The 14,660-nt window shown below is 74.7% G+C and carries 17 protein-coding genes; 9 read left to right on the top strand and 8 right to left on the bottom strand.

What is annotated here, in order from left to right:
• The first annotated feature begins 47 nt into the window (after positions 1-47).
• From GA0070214_RS29015 to GA0070214_RS28995, 5 genes are all read left to right on the top strand, one after another.
• The gene (locus GA0070214_RS29015; protein WP_091269706.1) at positions 48-1,073 is read left to right on the top strand and encodes an aspartate-semialdehyde dehydrogenase; all 1,026 of its coding nucleotides are present in this window, start codon (positions 48-50) and stop codon (positions 1,071-1,073) included.
• A gap of 5 nt (positions 1,074-1,078) precedes the next feature.
• Complete coding sequence (locus tag GA0070214_RS29010; RefSeq protein ID WP_091269705.1) at positions 1,079-1,519, top strand: PPOX class F420-dependent oxidoreductase; 441 nt, start codon at positions 1,079-1,081, stop codon at positions 1,517-1,519.
• Between the two features lie 77 nt (positions 1,520-1,596).
• Positions 1,597-2,013: a CBS domain-containing protein gene (locus tag GA0070214_RS29005; protein ID WP_091269704.1), complete on the top strand. Its 417-nt coding sequence runs from the start codon at positions 1,597-1,599 to the stop codon at positions 2,011-2,013.
• A gap of 162 nt (positions 2,014-2,175) precedes the next feature.
• Positions 2,176-2,547 carry an SCP2 sterol-binding domain-containing protein gene (locus tag GA0070214_RS29000; protein ID WP_091269703.1) on the top strand — a complete coding sequence of 124 codons (372 nt, stop codon included), beginning with the start codon at positions 2,176-2,178 and terminating at the stop codon, positions 2,545-2,547.
• Complete coding sequence (locus GA0070214_RS28995; RefSeq protein WP_091269702.1) at positions 2,547-4,607, top strand: amylo-alpha-1,6-glucosidase; 2,061 nt, start codon at positions 2,547-2,549, stop codon at positions 4,605-4,607. The genes GA0070214_RS29000 and GA0070214_RS28995 overlap by 1 nt, the downstream gene beginning before the upstream one ends.
• Positions 4,608-4,661: 54 nt before the next feature.
• Here GA0070214_RS28995 and GA0070214_RS28990 read toward each other — a convergent pair whose 3' ends face one another.
• Both GA0070214_RS28990 and GA0070214_RS28985 read right to left on the bottom strand, forming a co-directional pair.
• Positions 4,662-5,054, bottom strand: a complete 393-nt coding sequence (locus GA0070214_RS28990) for a VOC family protein (protein WP_091269701.1) — start codon at positions 5,052-5,054, stop codon at positions 4,662-4,664.
• A 19-nt stretch (positions 5,055-5,073) separates the two neighbouring features.
• Positions 5,074-5,721 carry an alpha/beta hydrolase gene (locus tag GA0070214_RS28985; protein WP_091269700.1) on the bottom strand — a complete coding sequence of 216 codons (648 nt, stop codon included), beginning with the start codon at positions 5,719-5,721 and terminating at the stop codon, positions 5,074-5,076.
• A gap of 111 nt (positions 5,722-5,832) precedes the next feature.
• Here GA0070214_RS28985 and GA0070214_RS28980 point away from each other — a divergent pair, with 111 nt between their 5' ends.
• Positions 5,833-6,582: a lysophospholipid acyltransferase family protein gene (locus tag GA0070214_RS28980; protein WP_091269699.1), complete on the top strand. Its 750-nt coding sequence runs from the start codon at positions 5,833-5,835 to the stop codon at positions 6,580-6,582.
• Between the two features lie 58 nt (positions 6,583-6,640).
• Here the strand turns inward: GA0070214_RS28980 and GA0070214_RS28975 are convergent, their stop codons facing one another.
• The 6 genes from GA0070214_RS28975 to GA0070214_RS28950 form a co-directional block, all read right to left on the bottom strand.
• Positions 6,641-7,384 carry a hypothetical protein gene (locus tag GA0070214_RS28975; protein WP_091269780.1) on the bottom strand — a complete coding sequence of 248 codons (744 nt, stop codon included), beginning with the start codon at positions 7,382-7,384 and terminating at the stop codon, positions 6,641-6,643.
• Positions 7,385-7,457: 73 nt separating this feature from the next.
• The gene (locus tag GA0070214_RS28970) at positions 7,458-8,174 is read right to left on the bottom strand and encodes a response regulator transcription factor (protein WP_091269698.1); all 717 of its coding nucleotides are present in this window, start codon (positions 8,172-8,174) and stop codon (positions 7,458-7,460) included.
• Positions 8,144-9,346 (bottom strand): hypothetical protein, encoded by a 1,203-nt coding sequence (locus GA0070214_RS28965; protein ID WP_091269697.1) that lies wholly within the window; start codon positions 9,344-9,346, stop codon positions 8,144-8,146. The genes GA0070214_RS28970 and GA0070214_RS28965 overlap by 31 nt, the downstream gene beginning before the upstream one ends.
• Positions 9,336-10,511 (bottom strand): sensor histidine kinase, encoded by a 1,176-nt coding sequence (locus GA0070214_RS28960; RefSeq protein WP_091269696.1) that lies wholly within the window; start codon positions 10,509-10,511, stop codon positions 9,336-9,338. The genes GA0070214_RS28965 and GA0070214_RS28960 overlap by 11 nt, the downstream gene beginning before the upstream one ends.
• A gap of 119 nt (positions 10,512-10,630) precedes the next feature.
• Complete coding sequence (locus GA0070214_RS28955; RefSeq protein WP_091269695.1) at positions 10,631-11,461, bottom strand: class I SAM-dependent methyltransferase; 831 nt, start codon at positions 11,459-11,461, stop codon at positions 10,631-10,633.
• 377 nt (positions 11,462-11,838) lie between these two features.
• A complete protein-coding gene (locus tag GA0070214_RS28950) occupies positions 11,839-12,690 on the bottom strand; it encodes an alpha/beta fold hydrolase (RefSeq protein ID WP_091269694.1) in 852 nt (283 codons plus the stop codon).
• 272 nt (positions 12,691-12,962) lie between these two features.
• Here GA0070214_RS28950 and GA0070214_RS28945 point away from each other — a divergent pair, with 272 nt between their 5' ends.
• From GA0070214_RS28945 to GA0070214_RS28935, 3 genes are read left to right on the top strand one after another with little or no spacing between them, the layout of a single operon-like run.
• Entirely contained in the window at positions 12,963-13,571 is a 609-nt protein-coding gene (locus GA0070214_RS28945) for a dihydrofolate reductase family protein (protein WP_091269693.1), read from the top strand.
• Positions 13,572-13,612: 41 nt separating this feature from the next.
• The gene (locus GA0070214_RS28940; RefSeq protein ID WP_091269692.1) at positions 13,613-14,047 is read left to right on the top strand and encodes a hypothetical protein; all 435 of its coding nucleotides are present in this window, start codon (positions 13,613-13,615) and stop codon (positions 14,045-14,047) included.
• 55 nt (positions 14,048-14,102) lie between these two features.
• A complete protein-coding gene (locus GA0070214_RS28935; protein ID WP_139141929.1) occupies positions 14,103-14,657 on the top strand; it encodes a GrpB family protein in 555 nt (184 codons plus the stop codon).
• Positions 14,658-14,660 lie beyond the last annotated feature (3 nt).

Genomic DNA, 14,660 nt, shown 5'->3' with positions numbered 1-14,660 from the left:
GGGAAAGGCTTCCCGCCGGGCCCGCCCGGATGGGTAGCCTCGCGGGCATGAGGATCGGCATTGTGGGGGCCACCGGCCAGGTCGGTGGCGTGATGCGGCAGGTGCTGGCGGAGCGCGAGTTCCCGGCGGAGCAGGTGCGGCTGTTCGCCTCGGCCCGGTCGGCGGGGCGCACGCTGCCCTGGCGCGGCGGCGAGGTCACCGTCGAGGACGCGGCCACCGCGGACTACCGCGGCCTGGACATCGTGCTCTTCTCGGCGGGCAAGGGCACGGCCAGGGAGCTGGCCCCCCGGGTCGCCGAGGCCGGCGCGGTCGTCATCGACAACTCCTCGGCGTACCGGATGGACCCGCAGGTGCCGCTGGTGGTCGCCGAGGTCAACCCGCACGCCATCGCCGACCGGCCCAAGGGCATCGTGGCCAACCCGAACTGCACCACCATGGCGGCCATGCCGGTCCTGCGCCCGCTGCACCGGGAGGCCGAGCTGGTCAGCCTGGTGGTGGCCACCTACCAGGCGGTCTCCGGGGCCGGCCTGGCCGGCGTGGCCGAGCTGGACGAGCAGGTCCGCAAGGTCGCCGAGCACGCCGCCGGGCTCGCCTTCGACGGCTCGGCCGTGGAGTTCCCCGCGCCGCGGTCGTTCGCCCGTCCGATCGCGTTCAACGTGCTCCCGCTGGCCGGCTCGATCGTCGACGACGGCTCCAACGAGACCGACGAGGAGCAGAAGCTGCGCAACGAGAGCCGCAAGATCCTGGGGATCCCCGGCCTCAAGGTCTCCGGGACGTGCGTCCGGGTGCCCGTCTTCACCGGCCACTCGCTCCAGATCAACGCGCGCTTCGCCCGCCCGATCACCCCGGCCCGGGCCCGGGAACTTCTCGACGGCGCGCCGGGCGTGGCGCTCTCCGACGTGCCGACCCCGCTCCAAGCGGCCGGTCAGGACCCGACGTACGTGGGGCGGATCCGGGCCGACGAGACCGTCGAGCACGGCCTGGCCCTCTTCTGCTCGAACGACAACCTGCGCAAGGGCGCGGCGCTCAACGCCGTGCAGCTCGCCGAACTGGTCGCCGCGGAAGGGCGCTGATCCCCATGGCGGACGAGCGCACCCGGCAGGCCCTGACCGACCTCGTGGCGAACCGCCGGCTCGGCGTGCTCGCCACCCTGAAGCGGGACGGCCGGCCCCAACTGTCCACGGTGGTCCACTTCTTCGACCGGGACGCCGGGGTCATCCGGATCTCGGTCACCGACGGCCGGGCCAAGACCGCCAACCTGCGCCGCGACCCCCGGGCCAGCTTCCACGTGAGCAGCGAGGACGGCTGGGCGTACGCGGTGGTGGAGGCCCGGGCCGAGCTGACCCCGGTCGCGGAGCGGCCGGACGACCCGACCGTCGAGGAACTGGTCGGGCTCTACCGGGCGGTGCAGGGCGAACACCCGGACTGGGACGACTTCCGGCGGGCCATGGTGGCCGAGCGCCGGCTGGTGCTCCGGCTGCACGTCGAGCGGCTCTACGGAATGCCCCCGCGCGGCTGACCGGCCGGGTGCCCGGCGGCGTTACCTCGTTCGCGCCGCCGGGTAGACCGCGGTGCCGACACCGAGAGGGGAGCACCATGACAACGGTCGGAGAGTTCATGACGACCCGGTTGGTGACGATGAACGGCAGCGACACCCTCACCGCCGCGGCACAGGAGATGCGCGACAGCGCCATCGGCGACGTGGTGGTGACCGATGGTGACAACGTGGTCGGCATCGTCACGGACCGGGACATCACGGTCCGGGGCGTGGCCGAGAACCTGGATCCCAACACCACGCAGCTCGACCAGATCACCAGCAAGGACGTGGTGACGGTCAGCCAGTACGACGACGCGGTGGCCGCCACCGACCTCATGCGCACCTACGGGGTACGCCGGCTGCCCGTGACCGAGGACGGCCGCCTCATCGGCCTGGTGTCGATGGGTGACCTGGCCGTCGAGCGGGAACCCCAGTCCGTGCTCGCGGACGTCAGCGCCGACGACCCGAACAACTGACCCGTCCGCCGCGGTGACGCCGGCCCCCGGTTCGGGGGCCGGCGTTCGCGCGTCCGAGGCTCCTGGCGGGTGACTCACCCGAACCGGGCGAGGTTGACCCCGTACCCGGCGGGGACCCGTCCTCGGACGTCGGAGGGCGCGGATCGCGGGAGGAGTCGCCCGATGGACATGACCACCACCAGATTCTTCGAGGACCTGGACCGGCGGGGGTTCGAACCGCTGTTGGCCAAGACCTCCGGAACGCTCCGGTTCGACCTGCACGAGGGGCCGCAGACCACGCACTGGCTGCTGGAGATCGACCGGGGCAACCTCCGCGTCCGGCAGGAGGACCAGGAGGCCGACACCGTGGTGGGTACCGAGCCGCGGCTCTTCGGCGAGCTGGTCAGCGGCCAGGAGAACGCCATCGCGGCGCTGCTGCGGGGAGACATGACGGTCTCCGGCGACCTGCGTCTGGTGTTGCAGGTGGAACGGATCTTCCCTGGTCCGCCGGATTCGCGCGGGCCGCACCACTCGTTCGAGAGGAGGACTGCCTGATGCCCGGGAGCAGCACCGTCCGGATCCTGGACGGCAACACGTTCGTGGTCTCCGAGGACACCGGTGACATCGAGGCCACGCCGACCGAGCCGACCGGCCTCTTCTCGATCGACACGAGGTTCCTGTCGAAATGGGTGCTCACCGTCAACGGTGAGCGCCTCAACGCGCTCTCCTACGACGACCTCCAGTACTACGAGGCCCGGTTCTTCCTGGTGCCGGGCATGGCCACGCACTACATCGACGCCAAGTTGTCGATCATCCGGGAGCGGGCGGTGGGCGGCAGCTTCCGGGAGACGCTGACCATCCTCAACCACGACGAGAAGGCGGTGGACCTGGAGATCCGGATGGACGCCGGCTCCGACTTCGCCGACCTCTTCCAGGTCAAGGACGAGATCCTCAACAAGAAGGGCGAGATCTACGCCGAGGCGGAGCCCGACAAGCTGCGGCTCGGCTACCGACGGGGCAACTTCCGGCGGGAGACGGTCATCGCCGCCTCCCGGCCGGCCCGCTACGACCGCAACGGGTTCGCCTGGACCATCCACCTGGAACCCAACGAGCAGTGGGACACGGCCATCGACGTGCAGACGCACGCGGTCGGCCCGGGCGGCCGGGACCTGCGGATGGGGCTGCGGGCCCACGGCACCGAGCGGCTGGCCCTCCAGCACGACCTGGAGCAGTGGATCGCCAAGGCGCCGAAGGTGAACAGCGAGCACGGCCAGGTGGCGTCGACCTACCGGCGCAGCCTCATCGACCTGGCCGCGCTGCGGTTCTCGCCCCTCTCGCTGGGCGGGCAGACGCTGCCGGCCGCCGGCCTGCCCTGGTTCATGACCATGTTCGGCCGGGACAGCATCTTCACCTGCCTCCAGGTGCTGCCGTTCGCGCCCGAGATGTCGAAGACGACGCTGCGCATCCTCGGCGCGTTGCAGGGCACCCGGTTCGACGACTTCCGCGACGAGGACCCGGGCCGGATCCTGCACGAGATGCGCTACGGCGAGACGGCCGCCTTCGAGGAGCAGCCGCACTCCCCGTACTACGGCTCGGTGGACGCGACGCCGCTGTTCATCGTGCTGCTCGACGAGTACGAGAAGTGGAGCGGCGACGTCGCGCTGGTGAAGGAGCTGGAACGGGAGTGCCGGGCCGCGCTGAAGTGGATCGACGACTACGCCGACCTGGTCGGGAACGGCTACATCTGGTACGAGCGGCGCAACACCGACACCGGCCTGGAGAACCAGTGCTGGAAGGACTCCTGGGACTCCCTCTCGTACTCCGACGGCACGCTGCCGCCGTTCCCCCGGGCCACCTGTGAGGTGCAGGGGTACGCGTACGACGCGAAGATGCGGGCCGCCCGGCTGGCCCGGGAGTTCTGGGGCGACCCCGCGTACGCCGACCAGCTGGAACGCGAGGCGGCGGAGCTCAAGGAGCGGTTCAACCGGGACTGGTGGGTGGCCGACGGGGGCTTCTACGCCCTGGGGCTGGACCCGAACGGCCGGCAGTGCGACGTGCTCAGCTCCAACATCGGCCACCTGCTGTGGAGCGGCATCGTGCAGGAGGACCGGGCGGAGCAGATCGCCGCGCACCTGGTCGGCCCGCGGCTCTTCTCCGGGTGGGGCGTGCGCACGCTGGCCGAGGGCGAGGTCCGCTACAACCCGATCGGCTACCACAACGGCACGATCTGGCCGTTCGACAACTCCTTCATCGCCTGGGGCCTGCGCCGGTACGGCTTCGCCGAGGAGGCCGCCACCGTCGCCAACGGGATCCTGGACGCGGCGCGGTACTTCGACGGGCGGCTGCCGGAGGCGTTCGGCGGCTACCAGCGGGAGCTGACCAAGTTCCCGGTGGAGTACCCGACGGCGTGCAGCCCGCAGGCCTGGTCGACCGGGACCCCGCTGCTGCTGATCCGGACGATGCTGGGGCTGGAGCCGCACGAGGGGCACCTCGCGGTGGACCCGCGGCTGCCGGTCGGCATGGGTCGCATCGAGGTGCTGGACATCCCGGGCCGGTGGGGCCGGGTGGACGCCTTCGCCCGGGGCCGGCTGGACCTGCACAACCTCGCCTCCTGACCCGAGGCACCTGCGCGCCGCCGGCCGGGAGGCCGGCGGCGCGCCGCCGTGGGCTCAGTGCCCGGGCAGCAGCGTGTCGCCGTGCGCCTCGCTGCGGGGGAGCAGGCAGAACTCGTTGCCCTCCGGGTCGGCCAGCACGGTCCAGCGGGGAAGCTCGCGCACCACCGTGGCGCCCGCCTCCAGCACGGCGGCCCGCTCCTCGGCGTCGCCCACCAGGTCGAGGTGGATCCGGCCGGGGCCGGGCAGGTCGTCGACCGGGCTGATCCAGACGTCGGGCCGGCGGCCGGCGGGGTCGCGCAGCAGCACCGACTCGTCCGGCTCCAGCGACCGGTCGCCGAGCTTGACCCGGTCCTCCTCGACCACGGGCAGCCCGGTCACCGTGCTCCAGAACGGGGCGAGCAGGTAGGGGTCGCGGCAGTGGATGACGATCGCGGTGAGATCGGGCATGCCCTGCACCGTAGTCGGCTCAGGCCGGCGGCAGGACGCTGTCCAGGAACGCGGCGGTGACCGCCCGGATGTCGGGGCGGTCCAGGGCCAGCGCGTGCCCGCCGTGGGTGAGCCAGAGGTGCGCCGGGTGGCCCGCGGCGAGCAGCCGGCCCGCCAGCCCGACCGACTGGGCGGCCGGCACCGCGGCGTCGTCGCGACCCTGCACGAGCAGCACGGGCACGCCCGAACCCAGGTGGCTGGCGACGGTGGCGTCGGCGGTCGCCGCGTCGCCCGCGGCGGGCGGGTGGCCCAGCAGGCCCGCCCAGGGGTCGTCGTGCCGGCGCAGCCGCCGCCAGTCCGGGTCCAGCGGGTCCACCGGCGCCCAGTAGGCGAGCACCCCGTGGACGTCGCCCGGCCGCTCCACCCCGCGCAGGCCCAGGTGCAGGGCCAGCATGGCGCCGGCCGAGTCGCCGCCGACCAGCAGCGGCAGCCCGCCCGCTGCGGCCCGGGCGGCCCGCGCGGCGGCGCGTACGTCGTCGAGCTGGGCCGGCCACCGGGCCTCGGCCGCGAAGCGGTAGGTCGCGGGCACCACCCGCAGCCCGAGCGGGGCGAGCGCGGCCCCGTCCTCGTCGGAGCGGGCCCGCCACCCACCGCCGTGGATCCAGAGCAGTACGGCGCGATCAGTCATCCGGCCATGCTGGCCGCTGTGACCCCGCCACGGCGAGCCGCTCTGCCGACGGCAGAGGGAGGCGACTTTCGCCCCTACGGTCCCGTAACCTACTCGGGGTAAAGTTGGCGGATGTCGGAACTCGTGTACCCGCCCGTGATCCTCGCCGCCAAGACGATGTTCCGCGCTCTCGACCTGCGCCTGCGCGTGGAGGGCAGCCACCACGTGCCGCGCACCGGCGGGGCGGTGCTGGCCTCGAACCACGTCAGCTACCTCGACTTCATCTTCTGCGGCTACGGCGCGCGCGACTCCCGCCGGCTGGTCCGGTTCATGGCCAAGGACTCCGTCTTCCGGCACAAGGTCTCCGGCCCGCTTATGCGCGGCATGAAGCACATCCCGGTCAACCGGGCCGCCGGCGCCGGCTCGTACGCCTCGGCGGTGAGCGCGCTGCGCCGCGGCGAGGTGGTCGGCGTCTTCCCGGAGGCGACGATCAGCCGCTCCTTCATGGTGAAGGACCTGAAGAACGGCGCGGCCCGGATGGCCCAGGAGGCCGGCGTGCCGCTGCTGCCGGTGGCGCTCTGGGGCACCCAGCGGCTGTGGACCAAGGGCCGGCCGCGCACCCTGACCCGCCGGCACACCCCGATCACCATCCTGGTCGGCGAGCCCATCGACCCGGCCGCCCACCCGGACGGCAACGCCCTCACCGCCGAGCTGCGCACCCGGCTCACCGCGCTGGTCGACCGGGCCCAGCGGGAATATCCCGACCAGCCCGCCGGCCCGGACGACACCTGGTGGCAGCCGGCCCACCTGGGTGGCACCGCGCCCACCCCGGAGCAGGCCGCCGAGCTGGACCGCCCGGGTCGCCGTACCCCCGCCTCCTGATCCGCGGCGGGCCCGCAGCGTCGCGGCAGGGTGCCGGCGCCGGCCGGCTGGGCGCGGGTCAGCAGGCGGAGCCGGGGCGGTCCCGCGCCGGGACGTCCTGGCGGGGCCAGGCCGTCTCCTCCGCCAGGGCCGGGCGGTAGTAGTCGTCGCGGGACAGGAACTCGACCGGCAGCGAACCCGGCAGGGTCACCGCGCCCCGGGTCGGGCCGGGCGCCGGGCCCATCCGGACCGCCAGGGTGTCCCGCTCCGGCGGGGAGAGGTCCACGAGCTCGGGGCGGTCCAGCCGGTACGCGGCCACCGAGCGGCGCACCTGCCGGGCCAGCGCGGCGACCAGGTCGACGGCGCCGGCGAGCGCCAGCGCCGGCTGGCGGATGGTGCGCAGCGCGTCGCAGACGACCCGCAGCTCGCCGGTGCCGTCGGGGCTCTCGGTGACTTCCAGACGGGACGGCCACTGCCAGCGGATCTGCCCGCTGACCAGGCGGGACAGCCGGACCGGGCGCCGGTGCCGGGCGTCCGTCCGGCCGTCCCGCCCGGAGACCAGGGACAGCTCGGAGCCGGTGCAGACGTACGCCAGGCGACGGTCGGTCACGGTGACCGCCGCCGGGGTGGGCAGCGCCCAGGACCGGAGATCGTCGGTGGGGCCGAGCAGGTGACCGGCCACCAGCAGCCGGTGCTGCCCGAGCAGGTGCTCACCCGGCTCGGGGAGCAGGGCGTAGCGCCGGTCGAGCAGGGGACGGGTGGGATCGTCATCCGCGTCGAAGCGGTGCGGCCCGATGAAGAAGGGTGCGGCGTCCTCCTGCACGGTCACGACCTCCCGGTGGCGGTTGGCGACACGTCGAGCCTCGCCCACCTCGAAGCGGCTGTCATGACACCCGTTAGGGGGTCGGCCGGTCGGCGGACGCCTGTGACCGGTAGATGCCGATATCTTCCGGCCGGACGAGGCCGTCCTCGATCGCCCGGGCGAGCAGCGCCGCCTTCGTGGCAGCCGGCCGCCCCGCCCGGGTGTACTTGATCCGCGCCCGGTCCACGTACTGCTTCACGGTGTGCTCGCTGATCCGCATCCGGCGCGCCACCGACGCCTTCGACATCGACTGGAACCACAGCAGCAGGGCCTCGCGCTCCTTGTCGGACAGGGCCGGCCGGTCCGGTCGGGCGTCGCCCACGATGGCGCCGGCCAGCGCCGGCGGCACGTACGGGCGGTCGCTCGCCGCCGCGAGCACCGTGGCCACGCAGTGCTCCCGGCCCTCGTGCTTGGCCAGGAACGCCACCGCGCCGGCGTCCAGCGCGGCCAGCATGGTCTCCGGGTCGGTGTGCTCGGAGTAGACCACCACCCGGCGGCCCGCGGCGCTCAGCTCGGCGAGCCTGTCGAGCACCATGCGCCCGTGCAGCCGCAGGTCGAGCAGGACCACCTCGGCCTCCGGGGCGTCCCGCAGCACCACGTCCGGGTCGTCCCCCGTGGCCAGCACCCGCAGCCGCGGCTCGCCGGCCAGCCAGGCCCGTACCCCGTCGATCACGACCGGATGGTCGTCCACGATCGCCACGCCCACCGGCGGCCCGCCGGTCACGTCCTCCGCCACCGCGTCTGCGTCCATCTGATCTCCCCGTCCCGCTCGTGCAGGTGTTCCACCGACCCGTCCCCGTCCCCGCCGGGCGGGCCGGTCGCGTCCGGCCCGTCGTGGTCGGGGGTGACGAGGCTGACCACCACCTCGTCCGGGCCGGCCACCACGGTCAGCCGGGCCCAGCCGCGGGCGCCGGCTAGCGCGGCGGTCGCCGGGTCGGCCAGCCGCCGCCGGACCTCGACCGGCAGCTCCGGCGGAGCCCCGACGGCGACCAGTTCGATCGGCAGGCCGTTCCGTTCCGCCAGGTCGGCGGCGGCGCGCAGCTCGTGCAGCAGCGGATCCGGCACGTCGTCCGACTCGGCGATCAGCCGGCGCAGCCGGGCCGCCGCCAGCACGGCGCGGCGGCGCACCGCCGGGTCGGCCGGATCGGCCTCGCCGGACGCGAGGGCGGCCAGCACCTCCTCGGCGGTGCCGCTCACCAGGGCCAGCCGGGCCTGCCGGTCCCGCCGGGCCCGTTCCGCCGCGTCCCGCTCCGCCGCCACGGCCAGGGCCGCCGCGGCGGTGGCGGCCCGGTCGCGGGCCAGCGCCGCGATCGCCGCCGCCCCGGCGAAGACGGCCACCGGCAGCGACGAGGTGCCGTAGACGTACATGGCGTAGCGGCTGAGGTCGGCCGGGGCGGTGGCGCCGTGCAGGACCACCGCGGCCAGGGCGATGGTCGCGTGCGCGGCGAGCAGCGCGAGCAGCCAGCTCAGCGGCCGCCGCCAGAGCACCAGCAGGAAGAACCAGGCCAGCCCGCCCCACACCCAGTTGGCCGTGGTGAAGAGCTGCCGCTCACCGGCCGCCGCGAAGACCACCCCGTCGACCACCAGCAGCGCCACCGCCAGCAGCCGGGCGGGCGGCAGCCCACCGCGCAGCAGGCGTACGCCGGCCGCGACGCCGACCGCCGCGGTCACCAGCCAGCCGGCGGCCACCACCGGCGGGGCGGCCAGCCGGGACCAGGAGCCGAGCAGCGCCGGCAGACCGATCGCCAGGTGCCAGGCCAGCGCGATGACCACCGCCACGATCCGGGCGCCCCGGTCCGAGGCGTCGCCCACCGCGTGCGCCGCGGTGGCGGCCGCCCCGGGACCGGCGCGCTCCGGCGTCCGCTGCCGCACGATCGCCGGGGCCGCCGTGCCGGTCCCGACCGTTCTCGACTCAGTGGACACCGGACCACTCCAGCCGGATGCGGGTGCCGGCACCAGGGGCGGAGGTCACGACCGCGCGGCCGCCCACCGTGGCCATCCGGCCGTGGATCGACTCGCGCAGCCCGTACCGGTGGGCCGGGACGGTGGCCGGGTCGAAGCCGGGCCCGTCGTCGGCCACCTCGACCACGACGGCGCCGCCGTCCGGGATCAGACGCAGCGTGGCGGTGGCGCCCGGCGCGTGCCGGACCACGTTGGCCAGCGCGGCGCCGGCGCTGTCGGCGAGCGCCGCGGCGACCGTGCCGGGCACCCGGCACGGCACGAGCGTCGCGTCCACGGTCAGCTCGGGCAGGCGGGCGAGGACCGCCCGCAGCCGCTCGTCGAGGGCCACCGCGCCGGCCGGCATGGCCCGCGCGTCGGCCAGGGCGGTGAGGGTACGCAGGTCGGCCGCGCACCGCTCGCGCAGCGCGGCGGACGGGCCGGGCACCGCGCCCAGCCCCACCATGGTGAGCGTGGCGAGAACGGTGTCGTGCAGGTCCCGGTTCTGCCGCCGCTCGGCCTCCCGGGCGGCCCGCCCCACCACGGCGTCCCGCGACAGCCGCTGGTAGTCCCCGAAGGCGGCGTCGGCGCGCCCGATCCGGCGGCGCATCACCGTGGTCATCACCGCCGTGCAGCCGGTCTGCACGAGCAGCGTCCCGGCGTGCGCCCGCGCCTCGACCGGGTTGCCGGCCAGGGCGGCGCCGGTCGCGTAGCCGGCGGTGACCAGCAGCCCGGCCGGGACCGACCAGCGTGCCGGGGCGGTGGCCTGCGCGTTGATCACGGTGGTGCTGGCCAGCACCGCCAGCCAGCTCCCCTCGCCGGGCAGCACCTCCGGCGCGACCAGCCAGGGGATCGCCAGCGCGGCCGCGGTGGTCAGCGCCACGTCGCCGGCCACCAGCGGACCCGTGAACCCGAACCGGAGCGCGCGGACCGCGTACCAGACGGACCAGGCCGTGAGCGCGGCGACCGCCGGCACCAGCAGCGTCACCCGGACCGGCGGGGTGCACACCGACAGCGCCACCACCGCGGCGACCAGCCCGCAGGTGAGCCGGAGCAGCGCCGGCAGGGTGGTGAAGATCAGGGTGAACGCGCCGCCCGCCGGCCGGTCCAGCGCGGACGGCGGCAGGGTCGTGGCGGCTACGACCGGCATCGGGGGAGGTGTCCTTCCGGCAGCGACCCGGTCGGGTCCGCACGGTAGATCGACGCCGGAGAATAACACGTGCACGCGGGGCCGGTCACCCTCGGTGCGCGGCGCGTCGCTGTGGAGTTTCAGCCGCCGGCGGGCCCGCTCCGGCCCGTTCCGGCGTGGGCCACGGCGAGCAGGTGCGCGCTGGCCCCGAGCACCGACGGGTCCCGTTCGAACGTCTCGGCGCAGGCCACCGCCTCGGCGAAGAGCCGCTCGGCCGGGCCGGTGCCGAGCGCGTTCAGCACCGGCCACAGCGGACCCTCCACCCCGTACAGCGCGGGGGCGGGCAGGCCGGCCGCCACGAACTCGTCCACCAGCTGTTCGGGGCGGTGGAAGTAGGCCGTCGTGAAGCCGGTCCGCGGGTCGTTCACCCCGGTCGCGTACTCCTCGCGCAGCAGCGGACGGTTGTGCTCGTCCGCCCGCCCCTGCACGGTCAGGTCGATGAGGGCCGCGTTGCGGCTGATGGCGGCCGCGAGCACCGGCCCACCGGGCCGGGTCAGCCGCGCCGCCTCGCGCAGCGCCGCCACCCGGTCCGCCCGGTCGGGCAGGTGGTAGAGCGGGCCGAGCAGCAGGGTCGCGTCCGCCGAGCCATCGGGCAGCGGCAGGCGCCGGGCGTCACCCACGGTCGCGGTGATCCCCGGGTACGCCGCCCGCGCCGCCGCCACGTGCGCCGGCACCAGATCGACCAGGTGCACCCGGTGCCCGCCCGAGGCGAGCCAGCCGGCGTACGCGCCGGGGCCGCCGCCGACGTCCAGCACCTCGGCCGGCGTGGGCGGCAGCAGCCGGGTGAGCAGGTCGCGCGTGCGGCGCGCCTCCAACCGTCCCTGCGGCGACCGGTCCAACCGGTCCGCCTCGGCGAAGACCTCGGTGTAGTAACGCCGGATGTCCGGCTCGGCGGGTCGATGCTGCGGCATCCGTCGATGGTGGACGGCCCGCGGCGAACGGTCACCCGGTTTACCGTCCGGGCCGCTGGCCGTCCTCCTCGTCAAGGAGAACGGCGGCTGGCGGATCTGCGAGTGACGGCGCGGCGGGCGTCGCTGTGACATCCCGGGTGGGGTGAGCGCTGAGGGGCATGAGGTCGGTGACCGGCGCGTCCACGGCGAGGCCGGCCGGTCGACCCACCGAACTCCGGCGCCGGGGCGGGCCACTTCGACCCTCCACCCGGCCGGCGCCGGCACCGCGGCCCGCACGGAGGACCTCCCAGGCCCCCGTGCCGGGTCGCGGTCCGCGCCCGATCCGGCGCGGCGGGGCGGCGGCCGGATACCCCGGCCGCCGCCTCACCCACCGTCACCTACCGGGCGGACGCCTCGTCGGCGCGCCGGCGCAGCCACTCCAGCGCCGGCCCGGCGTGCCGCAGCACCGAGATGTGCCCGTCCTCCGGGTAGCGGCGCAGCTCGGCGGAGGGACAGCGCTTGGCCAGCCACTCGGCGTGCGCCACCGGGGCGATCCCGTCCCGCTCGCCGTGCACCAGCAGCACCGGCGGCGTCACCTCGGCGGGGTCGAAGCCCCACGGGTGCACGTACGCCAGGTCGTCGTCGATGAGCCCGCCCGGGCCGCCCCGCGTCGCCGGGCCCACCACAGTGTCGAACCAGGACCACTCGCCGTGCAGCGCGGCCAGGTCGGCCGGGGTGAACTCCGGGTCGTACTCGGCGCCGGACGCCTCGTGCGCCTCCTTGGCCGCACGTCCCGCGGCGGCGGCCCGCAGCGACGCCACCCCGGCGGGCACCATGCCGGCGAACCAGTCCAGGCCGTCCGCCCCGTACGGGGCCAGGCCGGCGCCGACCACTGCCGCGACCACCCGGTCGGGCAGGAGCGCGGCGCAGGCCAGAGCGTGTGGACCGCCGCCGGAGTGGCCCATCACGGCGAACCGGTCGAGGCCCAGCGCGTCGGCCACCGCGGCGACGTCGGCGGCCGCCGAGGCGATGTCGCGCCCCGGCCGCGGCGTCGACCCGCCGTAGCCGGGGCGGTCGTGCGAGACCCAGCGCAGGCCGAGCCGGTCGGCGGCGGCGAACAGCGGCGCGGGCGGTGCGCCGATGTTCGGCGTGCCGTGGTGCCAGAAGACGGCGAGCCGGTCGGACCCGCCGGTGTCGTAGACGTGCAGCGTGCGGCCGTCGGCCAGCCGGAGATCCGTCTCGGTCACCATGAGCGGAGAGTACGTCGGCCCGGCCCTCGCCGCCGCCCGCTACGGGCGGGCCGGCACCGGTAGCTCGCGGCGGCGGGTCTTCCGGTCACCGCGACCATGTGGCAGGCGCCGGAGGAGGGGCGGCGTCCGGCGGCGTACCTGTTCGCTCGTAAGCCCTGACGGCTGTGGTCCAGGTCACATCCTTGGTTTCGGTGGAGCTGTCGAATCGGTCGGCCCTCGGCCGTCGGCAGGGTGGAGGCCGGCGCAGGGCCGGTCACGAAGGAGGCACCATCATGCGACTCACCATCACCACGTTCCTGACCCTGGACGGCGTCATGCAGGCCCCCGGCGGCATGGAGGAGGACCGCAGCGGCGGATTCGACCTGGGTGGCTGGCTGCCGCCGCACTTCGACGAAACGGTCGGCGGGTGGATGGGCGAGACCCTCGAGCGGGCCGAGGCCCTGCTGCTCGGCCGCCGCACCTACGACATCATGGCCGCGTACTGGCCGCACGTGACCGACCCGGCCCAGGGCGGCCCGGACAACCCGCTCAACCGGCTGCCGAAGTACGTCGCCACCAACCGCGACGACGAGCTGACCTGGTCGGGCTCGCACCGCCTGGACGGTGACCTGGCGGCCGCGGTCACCGAACTCAAGAACCGCCCCGGCGGGGAACTCCAGGTGCACGGCAGTGGCGCCCTCGCCCGGTCGCTGATGCGGGAGGGGCTCATCGACACGTACCAGCTGCTGGTCTTCCCGGTGGTGCTGGGGCGCGGGCAGCGACTCTTCGCCGACGGCGTGCCCCCGGCGGGCCTGCGGTTGACCGGCACCCGCACCTCCGGCACCGGGGTGACCATGCTGACCTACGACAGCGCGGGCGCGCCGGCCTTCGGCAACGTGTGAGGGCGGGCGGTGCGGTCGCTGCCGGGCTATCGTCCGGTGTTGTGACGGCCGAGGCAGCGGGCATCTTCCGGAGGACGGCGATCGAGCGGTCGGATCAGCGGATCGCCTGGGAGCGGACCGACCAGGCCTTCTTCGCTGCCGGAGCCTGTCACATCCTGGCCTGGGTCTGCCGGGACGTCTACCCTGACCGGCCGATCGGGATGGCAGGGGTGCGCTTCGCGGGCGACTGGCAGATCTTCCATGCCTACGCGGTGTGGGACGGCTGGGCGTTCGATCACTCGGGCTGGAACCCGGAGCCGCAGTTGCTGGCCGCCAACACGGCCTTCGAAGGCCGCCCGCTGGAGCGCGTCGAGGTCGTCGAAGGTCTTGCCGAGTTCTGCGCAACGCACCACAGCCGCATGCCGGACCAGTACTGGCGCGACCCGCTGCCACGTGCTCGCAACTACGTGAGCCGATACACCCCACCCTGGGAATAGGGCCTCCGGTCATCGGCGCGCGGGCCGGCGTCCGCGACCCGCTACCTTGGCCCTCATGACGGACGAGGCGCCCGTGGTCGTGGTCGTGCCCTACGATCCGGCCTGGCCGGAGCGATTCACGGTCGAACAACGGCTGTTGTCGGAGGCACTGCCTGCGGCACTGAGCATCGAGCACATCGGATCGACCAGCATCCCCGGATGTGCGGCCAAGCCCATCATCGACATCCAGATGGCGGTACCTGACGTCGACGCCGTCGTCGCGGATCTCCGACCACTCGAGCTGCTGGGGTACGTCTACCGGCCGACGGCCTTCCCCGAGGACAGGGATCACCTGTTCTTCGCGAAGGACACCGCCGGGAAGCGGACCCACCACCTGCACGTCTTCCACGTCACGTCGTCGGTACCTGAGGCGAACCGGGTCTTTCGCGCCTATGTCGCGGCCAACCCCGACGCCGCCCGTCGCTACGAGGTGGCGAAGAGACGTGCGGCCGAGCGGTGTCCCGACAGCCGGGCCCAGTACGGTGCCGCGAAGGAGGAAGCGATGACGCAGTTGTCGGCTGAGGCCCGGCGGTGGAGCGAGGCCGCCGGGCAACAGTCACCAGGGGACTGACCG

The organism is Micromonospora chaiyaphumensis, from assembly GCF_900091435.1.
GTDB lineage: Bacteria > Actinomycetota > Actinomycetes > Mycobacteriales > Micromonosporaceae > Micromonospora > Micromonospora chaiyaphumensis.
This window is presented reverse-complemented; position numbering and strand designations above follow the sequence as displayed.

Bases quoted from the DNA above. Each gene is read 5' to 3' on its own strand.
- GA0070214_RS29005 (WP_091269704.1), top strand. From the start codon at position 1,597: ATGACAACGGTCGGAGAGTTCATGACGACCCGGTTGGTGACGATGAAC.
- GA0070214_RS28950 (WP_091269694.1), bottom strand. From the start codon at position 12,690: ATGGTGACCGAGACGGATCTCCGGCTGGCCGACGGCCGCACGCTGCAC.
- GA0070214_RS29000 (WP_091269703.1), top strand. From the start codon at position 2,176: ATGGACATGACCACCACCAGATTCTTCGAGGACCTGGACCGGCGGGGG.
- GA0070214_RS28980 (WP_091269699.1), top strand. From the start codon at position 5,833: ATGTCGGAACTCGTGTACCCGCCCGTGATCCTCGCCGCCAAGACGATG.
- GA0070214_RS28990 (WP_091269701.1), bottom strand. From the start codon at position 5,054: ATGCCCGATCTCACCGCGATCGTCATCCACTGCCGCGACCCCTACCTG.
- GA0070214_RS28995 (WP_091269702.1), top strand. From the start codon at position 2,547: ATGCCCGGGAGCAGCACCGTCCGGATCCTGGACGGCAACACGTTCGTG.
- GA0070214_RS28955 (WP_091269695.1), bottom strand. From the start codon at position 11,461: ATGCCGCAGCATCGACCCGCCGAGCCGGACATCCGGCGTTACTACACC.
- GA0070214_RS29010 (WP_091269705.1), top strand. From the start codon at position 1,079: ATGGCGGACGAGCGCACCCGGCAGGCCCTGACCGACCTCGTGGCGAAC.
- GA0070214_RS28960 (WP_091269696.1), bottom strand. From the start codon at position 10,511: ATGCCGGTCGTAGCCGCCACGACCCTGCCGCCGTCCGCGCTGGACCGG.
- GA0070214_RS28935 (WP_139141929.1), top strand. From the start codon at position 14,103: ATGACGGACGAGGCGCCCGTGGTCGTGGTCGTGCCCTACGATCCGGCC.
- GA0070214_RS28970 (WP_091269698.1), bottom strand. From the start codon at position 8,174: ATGGACGCAGACGCGGTGGCGGAGGACGTGACCGGCGGGCCGCCGGTG.
- GA0070214_RS28985 (WP_091269700.1), bottom strand. From the start codon at position 5,721: ATGACTGATCGCGCCGTACTGCTCTGGATCCACGGCGGTGGGTGGCGG.
- GA0070214_RS28945 (WP_091269693.1), top strand. From the start codon at position 12,963: ATGCGACTCACCATCACCACGTTCCTGACCCTGGACGGCGTCATGCAG.
- GA0070214_RS29015 (WP_091269706.1), top strand. From the start codon at position 48: ATGAGGATCGGCATTGTGGGGGCCACCGGCCAGGTCGGTGGCGTGATG.